Genomic DNA, 9,223 nt, shown 5'->3' on the forward strand with positions numbered 1-9,223 from the left:
TACGAGGGTCAGGGCCCGGCACGCCGAGAGCACGCACCTGACGCCGCGGAGCCGCCCTCCGGGCGACGACGGGAATTTGACGACAGGACCTAGGCCCCCTTGACCGTCAGCGCCTCCACCAGTACCGGTGTGACCAGCTCCACCTGCCACGCCCGCGCCCCGTACCCGGCAAGCGCGGCCGAAACCGACTCGGCGTCGGCACCGGCCGGCGGCTCCCAGCACACCCGCCGCACCGTGTCCGGAGTGATCAGGTTCTCCTGCGGCATGTTGAGCTGCTCGGCCAGCGCCGACACGGCGGCCCGCGCCGCGGAGAGCCGGGCGGCGGCGGCCGGGTCCTTGTCGGCCCAGGCGCGCGGCGGGGGAGGCCCGGTGACGGGCTGCCCCGGCTGCGGCAGCTCGGCGTCCGGCACCGCCTTCGCCCGGTCCACGGCGGCCTGCCACTGCTCCAGCTGGCGCCGCCCCATCCGGTGCCCGAACCCGTTCAGCGCGGAAAGCGCGTGCACATTGGCCGGAAGGGAGAGCGCGGCCTCCACGATGGCCCCGTCCCCCAGCACCTTGCCCGGCGAGATGTCCCGGCGCTGGGCGATCCGGTCCCGGGTCTCCCACAGCTCCTGTACGACCGCCATCTGGCGACGGCGGCGCACCTTGTGCATCCCGGACGTACGGCGCCAGGGGTCCTTGCGCGGCGGCGCGGGCTCGGCCTGCGCGATCGCGTCGAACTCCTGTCGGGCCCAGTCCAGCTTGCCCTGCCGGTCGAGCTCCTTCTCCAGGGCGTCGCGCAGGTCGACGAGCAGTTCCACGTCGAGCGCGGCGTAGCGCAGCCACGGCTCCGGGAGCGGGCGCGTGGACCAGTCGACCGCGGAGTGCCCCTTCTCCAGTACGAAGCCGAGCACGCTCTCGACCATCGCGCCCAGGCCCACTCGGGGGAACCCGGCCAGGCGTCCGGCCAGCTCGGTGTCGAAGAGCCGCGTCGGCACCATGCCTATCTCGCGCAGGCACGGCAGGTCCTGGGTGGCGGCGTGCAGCACCCACTCGACGCCGGAGACGGCCTCGCCGAGTCCGGAGAGGTCGGGACAGGCGACGGGGTCGATCAGCGCGGTGCCGGCGCCCTGGCGGCGCAGCTGCACCAGATAGGCGCGCTGGCCGTATCGGTACCCGGACGCGCGTTCGGCGTCCACGGCCACGGGGCCGGAGCCGGCGGCGAAGGCCGCGATCACCTCGGCGAGCGAGGTCTCGTCGGCGACGACGGGCGGAATACCCTCTCGGGGCTCAAGCAAAGGGATCGGCGCCGATTCGACGTCGTCCGGAGGGCCGCCTCCGGTGGTTCGCAGTGAGCTGTCTTCTGCGGTCTCTTGGGCGTCGGTCACCTGTCAAGGGTATCCGTGTATGGACTACGCCCGCCGACGGAACGTTCCGTCGACGGGCGCAGGAGGGTCGTAAACCAGTCAGGTCGGTGAAAGATCCGGTCCGGTGGGGGGTGTGCCCCCCTTTCAGTGGATGATCCCCGTCCGCAGGGCGACCGCCACCATTCCGGCGCGGTCCCCCGTGCCGAGCTTGCGGGCGATGCGGGCGAGGTGGCTCTTGACGGTCAGCGCGGACAGGCCCATGGAGACGCCGATGGCCTTGTTCGACTGGCCCTCGGCGACGAGCCGGAGCACCTCGACCTCACGGCCGGAGAGCTCGCGGTAGCCGCCCGGGTGGCTCGGAGCACCCGGGGGGCGGCGGTGCATACGGGCGGCGGCCGAGCCGATGGGCGCGACACCGGGTCGGGTGGGGAGCCCGACGTTCGTGCGGGTGCCGGTGACGACATAGCCCTTGACGCCGCCCGCGAGGGCGTTGCGCACGGCGCCGATGTCGTCGGCGGCGGAGAGGGCGAGGCCGTTGGGCCAGCCCGCGGCTCGGGTCTCGGACAGCAGGGTGAGCCCGCTGCCGTCGGGCAGATGGACGTCGGCGACACAGATGTCGCGCGGGTTGCCGATTCGGGGACGGGCCTCCGCGACGGACGACGCCTCGATGACGTCGCGCACTCCGAGCGCCCAGAGGTGGCGGGTGACGGTGGATCGGACCCGTGGGTCGGCCACGACCACCATGGCGGTCGGCTTGTTCGGGCGGTAGGCGACCAGGCTTGCGGGCTGCTCGAGGAGAACGGACACCAGGCCTCCTGGGGGTGCGGGACGGGACCGGCTGTGGGGATGAAGCCGGGGCGAACCGTGCTTTCAAGGTCACAGACGTCTTCGGCATCAAACCCGTCGGCCTTTAGAGAATGATCACGATTTAGTGAGTAACAATCCGTGCAATTCGGACACGCGATCGATCATCCGAAGATCGAACCGAGTCGTTACGTGTCGCGACACGGCTGAAAGTGGCCGTATCGACAAAACCTCGGCAAGGAACTCGGCAAAGGGCGCGGCGTTCCACGAGGTCGAAAAGGGCGCCCGTTCGACAGGACACGGACGCCCCGGAAGACGGAGAAGCGAAGGAAGGGCGTTCAGCGGGACTGCGGCCCCCGGCGTTGCGGGAGGGTCACCACCGAGCCGTCGCCCGGCCCCGCCGGGGGCAGGCCCGCGATCTGGCAGAGCAGATCGCACCAGGCGGCGAGGTGCGCTGCCGTGTCCGGTACGCCGCCCAGGCCCTCGCGAGGCGTCCAGGAGGCCCGGATCTCGATCTGGGACGCGGAGGGGCGCTCGGACAGCCCCCCGAAGTAGTGCGAGCTGGCCCGGGTGACGGTGCCGCTCGGTTCGCCGTACGACAGGCCGCGGGCCTGCAACGCGCCGGTCAGCCACGACCAGGAGACGTCGGGGAGCAGCGGGTCGGCCGCCATCTCCGGCTCCAGCTCCGCGCGGACCAGCGTCACCAGCCGGAAGGAGCCCTGCCAGGCGTCGTGCCCCGCCGGGTCGTGCAGCAGGATGAGCCGGCCGTCCGCCAGGTCCTCGTCATCGGCGACGACCGCGGCCTCCAGCGCGTACGCGAAGGGGGCCAGGCGCTGTGGCGGGCGCGTCGGGTCGATCTCGATCTCGGGCCGCAGCCGCGCGGCCCTCAATGCGTCGACGGCAGCCCGGAAGGGCGGCGGAGCCGTCTCCCTCGCATCCCGGTCCCCCTCCTTGGCATCGTCCATTCCGCCAGCGCCGTCCGACAGTCGTCCCTGAGCCGCAGCCATGCGGGGAAGATTAAGGGGAACGGAGCCCGCGCGCAGGGAGAGACACCCGTGCGCCGGACCACTGTCCGGATCCGTGCGCCGGACCACTGTCCGGATCCCGCTGCGCGAACGCGCAGGCGGGAGCGCCCCGCTCCGGACGCCGGAGCCCGGCACTTGCGGGTCGGCGGGGCGTGCGAGACTTTCCGTCGTGAGTGCCAATGACCGCCCCGCCGCGGGCCAGCCGCCGACAGCCACATACGAGTCCGCCTTCCTCAAGGCGTGCAGGCGCGAGCCCGTGCCGCACACGCCCGTGTGGTTCATGCGGCAGGCCGGTCGCTCGCTGCCCGAGTACCTCAAGGTGCGCGAGGGCATTCCCATGCTGGACTCGTGCATGCGGCCGGAGCTGGTCGCCGAGATCACCCTCCAGCCGGTGCGCCGGCACAACGTGGACGCGGCGATCTACTTCAGCGACATCGTCGTCCCGCTGAAGGCCATCGGCATCGACCTCGACATCAAGCCGGGCGTCGGCCCGGTCGTCGAGAACCCGATCCGCACCCGCGCCGACCTGGCCCAGCTGCGCGATCTGACCCCCGAGGACGTCTGGTACGTCACCGAGGCGATCAAGCTCCTGACGGCCGAGCTCGGCGAGACCCCGCTCATCGGTTTCGCGGGCGCGCCTTTCACTCTCGCGAGTTACCTCGTGGAGGGCGGTCCGTCCAAGAACCACGAGCACACCAAGGCGCTCATGTACGGCGACCCGCAGCTGTGGGCCGACCTGCTCGACCGTCTCGCCGAGATCACCTCCGCCTTCCTGAAGGTGCAGATCGAGGCGGGCGCCAGCGCCGTCCAGCTCTTCGACTCCTGGGTCGGCGCCCTGGCACCCGCCGACTACCGGCGCTCGGTGATGCCCGCGTCCACCAAGGTCTTCGAGTCCGTGGCCGGGTACGGCGTGCCGCGCATCCACTTCGGCGTCGGCACCGGCGAGCTGCTCGGCCTCATGGGCGAGGCGGGCGCGGACGTCGTCGGCGTCGACTGGCGCGTCCCGCTCGACGAGGCCGCCCGCCGTGTCGGCCCCGGCAAGGCGCTCCAGGGCAACCTCGACCCCGCCGTCCTCTTCTCCACCACCGAGGCCGTTCAGGCCAAGACCCGCGAGGTGCTGGACGCCGCCGCCGGTCTCGAGGGCCACGTCTTCAACCTCGGCCACGGCGTCCCGCCGAGCACCGACCCGGACGCGCTGACCCGCCTCGTGGAGCACGTCCACCAGCAGACCGCGCGCTGACCCCGTACGGGGGACGCCGCACGGCTCAGCACCACGTGCCTCACCAGCTGTGCCGCGCCTGTCTGCCGAACAGCAGGCTGCGCGGTTCCGGCGGTGGCGGGGTGCCCGGGCGCAGCGGCCAGGCCAGCAGCATCCCCACGAGGAAGCCGACCACGTGGGCCTCGTACGCCACGGTTCCGGCGGTGGAGACGCCGCCGCCGGACGAGTACACCGCCTGCAACGCGAACCAGAAGCCCAGCACCAGCCACGCGGGCAGCCGCAGCGGCAGGAAGACCAGGAACGGGACGAGCACCCAGACCCTGGCCTTCGGATAGAGCACCAGATAGGCGCCGAGGACTCCGGCGATCGCTCCGGAGGCGCCGATCAGCGGGTCGGTCGAGTCGGCGTTGAGGTACGCGAAGCCGTACGCCGCCGCGTAACCGCACGCCACGTAGAACACCGCGAACCGCACATGTCCGAGGCGGTCCTCGATGTTGTTGCCGAAGATCAGCAGGAAGAGCATGTTGCCGAGCAGATGCAGCCAGCTGCCGTGCAGGAACATCGCGGTGAGGACCGAGAGCGGCGGCGACTTGTCGTACGTCGGCGGCCCCACCAGACACCCGGGGCCCCCTGCCCCGACGCCGACGTCGCCGGTCGGGACCAGGCGGGGCAGTTGATGGTGGACCAACTCCTGCGGCACCGCGGCGTAGTGCTCCAGGAACGCGTGCAGATGGCACAGCTGGGAGAGCCCGCTGTCACCCGCCACCGATCCCGCGAGGCCGGGCGTGTAGAGGAAGACCAGAACATTGGCGGCGATCAGCGCGTACGTCACATAGGGCGTGCGGCGCACCGGGTTCACGTCATGGACGGGGATGACCACGAGGAACTAGTGCCCGGGATACGCCGGGTGAATCCGTGAACGCCCCCGGCCCCGCATCCGTATGTCTCCTCAACCGCCCGCGCCGCGACGAAGACGCGACGCGAGAGACGTGAGGACACAGGCGATGAACGACCGAGTTACTCCTCCGATGCATGCCCTGCCCGACGGCGAGGCGGAAATCGCCCTGGTGCTGCACCTTCCCTGGGAGGACGTCGCAGCGCTCGGCCAGGAGGCCGGACGGCTCGCGGCGAGGATGCAGCGGCCGGTGACCCTCGACGAGGCCGTCAGCCACCGGTTGCGCTCCGCGCGGTCGGCCGCCCACGCCAAGCCGCCCACCACGCAGCCCGCGGCCGTCACCGCCTCGGCGTCGGTGTCCTCGCTTCCGGCGCGGCCGCCGGCCGAGCAGGCGCGGCAGGCGATAGACCGCATCAACGGGAACTCGGGGCACGAGTCTGCGTAGGAGCTCAGCGGTCGGTCGAGTGCCGGCTGCGGATCCGTTGTGGCTGGTCGGGCGGTTCCCCGCGCCCCATTGGGGCGCTCTCTTACACGGCTACACGGCGTTCCTGCGTACCGCTGTCACCGCCTTGCGTGCCGCCACCAGGATGGGGTCCCACACCGGTGAGAACGGGGGCGCGTAGCCCAGGTCCAGGGCGGTCATCTGTTCCACCGTCATGCCCGCGGTCAGCGCCACCGCGGCGATGTCGACCCGCTTCGCCGCGCCTTCCCCGCCGACGATCTGCACGCCGAGCAGCCGCCCCGTGCGGCGCTCGGCGAGCATCTTCACCGTCATGAGGTCCGCGTCCGGGTAGTAGCCCGCGCGGCTGGTCGACTCGATGGTGACCGTCTCGAACCGCAGACCCGCCCGGTGCGCGTCCTTCTCGCGCAGCCCGGTACGGGCGATCTCCAGATCGCAGACCTTGCTCACGGCCGTACCGACGACACCGGGGAAGGTCGCGTACCCGCCGCCCGCGTTGGAGCCGATGACCTGACCGTGCTTGTTGGCGTGCGTGCCGAGCGCGATGTGCCGTTCGCGTCCCGAGATCAGGTCGAGCACCTCGACACAGTCGCCGCCGGCCCAGATGTTCTCGTGCCCGCGCACCCGCATCGCCAGGTCGGTGAGGAGCCCGCCGTGGTCGCCGAGGGGGAGTCCCGCGGCCCGTGCGAGCGTGGTCTCGGGGCGTACGCCGATGCCGAGCACGACCACGTCCGCCGGGTACTCGGCGTCCTCGGTGGCCACCGCGCGCACCCGCCCGTCCTGCCCCCTGAGGAGCTTGGTGATCTCGGCGTCGTTGACCATGGTGATGCCCAGGCCCTCCATGGCCGTGTGCACCAGGCGGCCCATGTCGGGGTCGAGGGTGGACATCGGCTCCTTGCCGCGGTTGACGACCGTCACCTCATACCCGCGGTTGATGAGCGCCTCGGCCATCTCCACGCCGATGTAGCCCGCGCCGACGACCACCGCGCGACGGCCCTCGGTCGCCGCCAGTGTGTCCAGGAGGGCCTGGCCGTCGTCCAGGGTCTGCACGCCGTGCACGCCCGGAGCATCGGCGCCCGGCAGGTCGGGGCGGATCGGACGGGCGCCGGTCGCGATCACGAGTTTGTCGTACGAGGTCCACTCCTCGGACCCGGTCTCGAGGTCGAGCGAGCGGACGCGGCCCCCGCCGACATCGATCTCCGTGACCTCCGTGCGCATCCGCAGGTCGATCGCGCGCTCCCGGTGCTCCGCCGGGCTCCGCGCGATCAGCCGGTCCCGCTCGGGGACGTCGCCGCCCACCCAGTACGGGATGCCGCAGGCCGAGTAGGAGGTGAAGTGGCCGCGCTCGAACGCCACGATCTCCAGCTCGTCGGGCCCGCGCATCCGGCGTGCCTGTGACGCGGCGGACATGCCCGCCGCGTCACCCCCGATCACGACCAGTCGCTCCGTACGGCTCATGCTCATGCGAACACGCTACGGGGACCGGGCATTTCAGTCCTCGTCGCCACCCTCTTCGCGCACCTGCGGTGCCACCGGCAGCGAACCCGCGCTCGTGGGAGCCGCATCGGCCCCGGGCCGGCGCGGCTGCCCCGTGCGGGCGAGGCGCAGCCACAGCGCCAGGAGGAGCCCGGCGCTCAGCAGGAACGGGAGCACCGCGCCGAACACCACCGTGATCCAGCGCAGCATCGTGACGAACGCGTCCCAGCCGCCCGTGAGCGCGTCCACGAAGCCCGGCCCGCCGGACTTCTTCGCGGCCACCTTCAGCGGGGTCTCGGAGAGGGAGAGGGTGATGGTGGCCAGGCTGGTGCGGTCCTTCAGGGACGCCTGCTGGGCGAGGAGGGCGTCGAGGTCCGACTCGCGGGTGCTCAACTCTCCTTCCAGGGCGACCACATCGCTCAGTTTGGTGGCCTGGTCCATCAGCTCGCGGACCCGGGCCACGCTGACGCGCTGCGACTTGACGCGGCTCTCCACGTCGACGACCTGGTCGGTGACGTCCTGCGCCTTCGCCGTCCGCTCGATGACCTTCCCGGTGCCCTCCAGGGAGGAGAGCACCGCGTCGTACCGGTCGGTGGGCACACGCAGTACGGCTCGGGTGCGCTCGCGGCCCCCGCCGTCCCGGGTGGTCGTCTCGTTGCCGACGTAGCCGCCCGCGTCGACGGCCGCGGTGCGGGCCGCTTCCAGTGCCTTGGGCACGTCCTTGACCTGCAGGGTCAGCGAGGCGGTGCGGATGATGTGGCTGCCGGCCGGGACGGATGTGCTGGCGCTCTTGGACGGGGTGCCGGACTTGGCGCCGCCCGCGCCCGAGGCGGCGCTGTCCGCGGCGCCCGAGCGGGCTTTCTCCGCGCCCGGCGCGGCCGCCTTGTCGGCGCTGGAGGAGGAGCCACCGCCGGCGGCGCCGCAGCCCGTCACCGCGAGGGCGGCGGCGAGGAGTATCCCGGCGAGGACCGGGCCGGTTCGTGCGGAACGTCGTGTGCGCATGTGGGTCTACCCCCGTGGCCGGTGACTGCTGACCTTCCTCCGACGCCGGAGCCCGACGCGACGTTGGCCGGATCAGATCCCGATGCGGTCACGGTCGGGACTCGCGCAGGACACCGCCGTACCGGACGACGGCACCAGGTCCCGGCGGGCTCCTCAGCGGGGTCTGAGAAGGTGGAGTCATGCGCGCACAGGACAGTCGTACGGGTACGGGACAGGTCATCGTCATCGGGGGCGGGATCGCCGGTCTGGCCGCCGCCCACCGCCTGCTGGACCGCGGCGCGCGGGTGACCGTCCTGGAGGCGTCGGACCGCGTCGGCGGCAAGCTGCTGCCCGGCGAGATCGCGGGCGCGCGGGTCGACCTCGGCGCCGAGTCGATGCTCGCGCGCCGCCCGGAAGCGGTCGCGCTCGCCCGCGAGGTGGGCCTCGCCGACCGCCTCCAGCCGCCCGCCACCGCGAGTGCCTCCCTGTGGACGCGCGGCACGCTGCGCCCCATGCCCAAGGGCCACGTCATGGGCGTGCCCGGCACGGCCGCCGCCCTCTCCGGAGTCCTCTCCGACGAGGGCCTGGCCCGCATCGAGCGCGACGCCGAGCTGCCCCGCACGGAAGTCGGCGACGACGTGGCCGTGGGGGAGTACGTGGCGGCACGCCTCGGCCGCGAGGTCGTCGACCGCCTGGTCGAGCCCCTCCTGGGCGGCGTCTACGCGGGCGACGCGTACCGCATCTCGATGCGGCTGGCCGTCCCCCAGCTGTTCGCCGCTCTCCGCACCCATGTCTCCCTGACCGAGGCGGTCCGTGAGATCCAGGCGAAGGCGGCCGCGGCCCAGCAGACCGGGCCGGTGTTCATGGGCATCGAGGGCGGAGTGGGCCAACTGCCGCTCGCGGTCGCGCGGTCGGTGCGCGCGCGGGGTGGCGAGATCCTCACCGGCGCCGCGGTGACGGAGCTGCGCCGCGCCGAGGACGGCGGCTGGCGGGTGGTGGCCGGGGGCCGCGTCCTGC

The 9,223-nt window shown here is 72.4% G+C and carries 9 protein-coding genes; 3 read left to right on the forward strand and 6 right to left on the reverse strand.

All coding sequences use genetic code 11. The annotated features are described in order from the left end of the window. Positions 1–89: 89 nt before the first annotated feature. From ABZ656_RS53575 to ABZ656_RS53585, 3 genes are all read right to left on the reverse strand, one after another. Positions 90–1,367, reverse strand: coding sequence for a ribonuclease D (locus tag ABZ656_RS53575; RefSeq protein ID WP_101401511.1), 1,278 nt, complete (start codon positions 1,365–1,367; stop codon positions 90–92). A gap of 123 nt (positions 1,368–1,490) precedes the next feature. Further along, positions 1,491–2,153, reverse strand: coding sequence for a response regulator transcription factor (locus ABZ656_RS53580; RefSeq protein ID WP_054234007.1), 663 nt, complete (start codon positions 2,151–2,153; stop codon positions 1,491–1,493). A 335-nt stretch (positions 2,154–2,488) separates the two neighbouring features. Further along, positions 2,489–3,115, reverse strand: a complete 627-nt coding sequence (locus ABZ656_RS53585) for a DUF3000 domain-containing protein (RefSeq protein WP_180362370.1) — start codon at positions 3,113–3,115, stop codon at positions 2,489–2,491. A gap of 229 nt (positions 3,116–3,344) precedes the next feature. Here ABZ656_RS53585 and hemE point away from each other — a divergent pair, with 229 nt between their 5' ends. After that, a complete protein-coding gene (gene hemE, locus ABZ656_RS53590) occupies positions 3,345–4,415 on the forward strand; it encodes a uroporphyrinogen decarboxylase (RefSeq protein WP_360279390.1) in 1,071 nt (356 codons plus the stop codon). 40 nt (positions 4,416–4,455) lie between these two features. Here hemE and ABZ656_RS53595 read toward each other — a convergent pair whose 3' ends face one another. Continuing rightward, complete coding sequence (locus tag ABZ656_RS53595) at positions 4,456–5,274, reverse strand: rhomboid family intramembrane serine protease (protein ID WP_101401514.1); 819 nt, start codon at positions 5,272–5,274, stop codon at positions 4,456–4,458. A gap of 124 nt (positions 5,275–5,398) precedes the next feature. Between ABZ656_RS53595 and ABZ656_RS53600 the strand changes: the two genes are divergently transcribed. Next, entirely contained in the window at positions 5,399–5,734 is a 336-nt protein-coding gene (locus ABZ656_RS53600) for a hypothetical protein (RefSeq protein WP_101401515.1), read from the forward strand. Between the two features lie 90 nt (positions 5,735–5,824). On the opposite strand, the gene ABZ656_RS53605 is transcribed toward ABZ656_RS53600, so the two are convergent. Together ABZ656_RS53605 and ABZ656_RS53610 are read right to left on the reverse strand one after the other, a co-directional pair. Further along, on the reverse strand, positions 5,825–7,213 hold the full coding sequence (locus tag ABZ656_RS53605; protein WP_101401516.1) for an FAD-dependent oxidoreductase: 1,389 nt from the start codon (positions 7,211–7,213) through the stop codon (positions 5,825–5,827). 27 nt (positions 7,214–7,240) lie between these two features. Beyond that, entirely contained in the window at positions 7,241–8,227 is a 987-nt protein-coding gene (locus tag ABZ656_RS53610; protein WP_360279395.1) for a DUF4349 domain-containing protein, read from the reverse strand. Between the two features lie 179 nt (positions 8,228–8,406). On the opposite strand from ABZ656_RS53610, the gene hemG reads away from it, so the two are divergent. Continuing rightward, positions 8,407–9,223: protoporphyrinogen oxidase (gene hemG, locus ABZ656_RS53615; protein WP_360279398.1), on the forward strand; the 817-nt coding region annotated here is incomplete at its 3' end.

The sequence above is a fragment of the Streptomyces sp. NPDC007095 genome (assembly GCF_040634475.1).
In the GTDB taxonomy this organism is placed as follows: domain Bacteria; phylum Actinomycetota; class Actinomycetes; order Streptomycetales; family Streptomycetaceae; genus Streptomyces.

Coding starts and splice junctions, on each gene's coding strand:
- ABZ656_RS53585 (WP_180362370.1), bottom strand. CDS start 3,115: ATGGACGATGCCAAGGAGGGGGACCGGGATGCGAGGGAGACGGCTCCG.
- ABZ656_RS53600 (WP_101401515.1), top strand. CDS start 5,399: ATGAACGACCGAGTTACTCCTCCGATGCATGCCCTGCCCGACGGCGAG.
- ABZ656_RS53605 (WP_101401516.1), bottom strand. CDS start 7,213: ATGAGCATGAGCCGTACGGAGCGACTGGTCGTGATCGGGGGTGACGCG.
- ABZ656_RS53610 (WP_360279395.1), bottom strand. CDS start 8,227: ATGCGCACACGACGTTCCGCACGAACCGGCCCGGTCCTCGCCGGGATA.